2 protein-coding genes are annotated in these 3,257 nt (G+C 35.7%); both read left to right on the top strand.

Features of this window, described 5'->3' with window-relative positions; translation table 11 throughout:
* The coding region (locus WC622_RS16605; RefSeq protein ID WP_372820810.1) for a hypothetical protein at positions 1 to 535 on the top strand (535 nt) is incomplete at its 5' end.
* A gap of 18 nt (positions 536 to 553) precedes the next feature.
* Positions 554 to 3,257 (top strand): hypothetical protein (locus WC622_RS16600; protein ID WP_372820809.1); only part of this gene is annotated, 2,704 nt, incomplete at its 3' end.

Raw genomic sequence — 3,257 nt, 5'->3', positions numbered from 1 at the left:
AATCGTGGATATGTTTAGGGTGGCAAGAACTAACCATAATTTAAGCACTGTATTTAGGTACAATATTAATAATGAAAACCTTACGCATAGCTTTGTGTTGATTGGTAATTTGCAATCGCTGATCGATTTAAATGAATTTACCAGGCCAAATAGCAAATCAAATAGTAAAACGGCAAATTTTTCATATCAATTTGGACTGCCAAAAAAATCTTTTGGAGCAAGTGCAAATGTAAACTATACAGTGGCAGATATCGCTTTTGGTAGAACCATTTTTTATGGGCCAACTTTAGGGATAAATCAAGCTTTTGATAAAGGAAAATTAGGCTTAAATGCATCCTTAAGTTATCAGTTGCAACGAAATAATAATATCGATGCTGGAAATATTTTTAATACAAATTTTAATGGTTCCTACCGAATTGGTAAACGAGATGCTGCTAATTTATCTGTTAGTTATTTAAAAAGTAACTCAAAAGATATTACTCTGCCTTCATTTAACGAGATAAGATCTAACCTCGGGTTGGTACATTCTTTTTAAAATTTAACGCTAACTACTATGAAACACAGCTATTATTTTCTGAAAGATTTTAGAGTAACAACAGCCTTGCTTTTGCTGCTCCTTTTAGCTCTTTTTACAAAAAATGTTTTTGCGCAAACACCTCCTCCCAGTTCGGTAAACATAACTGTAAATATCGCAGGGCCATATTCTCCATTTTATGCTGATTATGCTGGCCCTAATGCCTCCAAAGTTCTACTAATTGTACAAAATTTAACTGCGACGCAAAAAAAGATCAAGCTAACTGGCCGACTACAGGGAAATAATGGTATACGAATTACCACTAAATCTAACTATATACCCTTACAACCGATTGTCCTGAATCCAAATGAAACAAAACAATTAAACGGGTTGGCGCTGAAAGATATTTTCGATTTAAACTCCTTAAATGTTTATGGTGTTGACAAGGTAAAACTGGTGCAAACGTCTCGGTTGCCAGAAGGGGACTATACTTTCTGCATTGAAGCTGTAGACATGAATACCAATCAGGTCATTTCGTCGAGCGCGCCCCTAGGTTGTACAATGATTAGCATTATATACCCTGATGCTCCTTTTCTAATTGATCCATCTGTTAATGCTACTACCCCAGGCATTAAAGGATTGAACTTTACCTGGGGAAATGCAGGTAGCGTACCCAATGTAGTTGAATATACATTTGAAATTGCAGAAATGCCGCTACTAGTAAGAACAGACCCAAATCAAATTTTTAATTCGACCTCTTTTTTATGGATTAAAAAAACTGTTTTTAACTCAACCAGTACCACACTTTTACCTTCCGACCCACCTTTAATTGAAGGGAGGAGGTATGCTTGGCGGGTTAAAGCGATTGATCCAACAGGGAAAATAATATTTAAAAATAATGGATTAAGCAGGGCAAATGAATTTAGGTATGGCGAGAAAATAATCGTACCCTCAGTTTTTACTTTAAATACGCCCCAAGCTAAAAGAAGATTTACAAATTTTAATGATTTAGTATTCGATTGGAAATTTACAGATAATAGTGGTAAAAATGATAACATCGGTTTTTATGACGGTATAGCTGGAAGACAGCAATTTAATTTTGGCAATAGCAAGTATGAGCTGTATGTGACTCGTGTTAAAACCATTGAAGAAGAAAAAGCAGATAGTATTGCCGAAGTAAATAATCGAAGAGTTGCTGCGAGAAGTGCGAAGAGTGGTGCAGCAAATACTTCCAGAGATGCAGGTATTGTGATACCTACGAACAATACAAACATTTCATATAAAGCTGCCCAAGAGTTAAAAGACTACTTAAAAGACGAAAATAATTACGAATGGCACATAAGAGATAGAGCAACTGGTACAGTTTCTGAAAAACGACAGTTTGCCATTAAATATGAAAAAGCTGTTGTAAATTATACGATTGCTTTATCTGGTACTTTAAAGTATAATTTTTATAAAGATTACATTACAGGGAGTGCAAAAAAAAATAAGCTGCAGAAAAATCCTAATGAGCCAGTCACGCTAAGTGAAGAGGAAAAGGGAAATCCTTTAGCCAATAAAAGTATCCAAGTGTTAAGAGTATCTCTTTTGGCACCGAAAATTAAGGTAAATAGAAAAGTTACTAAAATAGAAAATGGCTTAGAAAGAGTTACGACAGAAATGCAAGATAGTATAGCCATGGTAAGTGATTTGCAGATTTATCCTTATGGCCCACAGAAACTGGCCAGTTCCACGATAATTGCTCATGGAACGACAGATGGGATGGGAAATTTCAAAGTCGACGTTCCAATAGATAGGTCTAAATTCAAAGTGCTAGATTCTAATGTTATCGTACCTAATAGGACAACAGCTTATGCATTAATTGAGGGTTTAGTTGTAAGGGTTAACGACAATCGTTTTTCTGACCCTAATTGGTATATAATGCCCAACCCTGATAAAACGGGCCTAGACCTGGCAGAGCAAACAGTCGAAATATATGGCTACAATGCTAACGTAAAACTGCAGACGAATGTGCAAAGAGATTTTAAGGGGAAACTTTACCTATTGCGTAACAACGATAATATTCTTAAAGGTGAGGTGAAAAATATGATTGGTGTACAAAAAGAAATCCCAACCTATAAAACTGCAATTAATGCCAAAGGTAAAACTGTAATAGTGGGTAAAGGCCTAACAAGTTACACAGTAGTTGGTATCAATGATATCAATGCTCTTAATACCGGAGAACTTTCATCTAGTTTCTCAAAAATGGCCGTAGCAGGCGCCAAAAGCAACGACGGTTACACAGTTTATTTTGAGCCTGCTAATGAACAAGATGCCCTGTATTTCAATCCAGTTTATGTAAGTAATGGACAGGGGAAAACTGCAACTTTCTCCTCAACAGATTTTGCTTATCGTAATTTAACCGAGCAAATCGCCTTTGGTCCAAAGTTTATTAGCATGCAGCTAACTGGAAGGTATGTTTATAACTGGAAAAATCCCAATGGTAAAACCAATGCAAAATTGCCTTTACCAGAAGGAACTTCATTAACCCTTGTGAAAGGAAATATGTCGCAAAAAGACTTCTTTAAAGGAGGTACTACATTAAACGAAGAAAGGATTATTAGTACTACTACAATTAAAAAAAATGGCGAGTATAGTTTCGATGTTGGCCTAACCGATTACAATAATTTTAATAACGAGGGCAATCACTTAGTTATACTGGTTTCGAGCGATTACTATTATTCACAGCCATACAGCATTACCT

This window comes from Pedobacter sp. (assembly GCF_041662865.1).
GTDB lineage: Bacteria > Bacteroidota > Bacteroidia > Sphingobacteriales > Sphingobacteriaceae > Pedobacter.
Note: the sequence above shows the minus strand (reverse complement) of the source record. Positions and strands in the feature narration are given on the sequence as shown.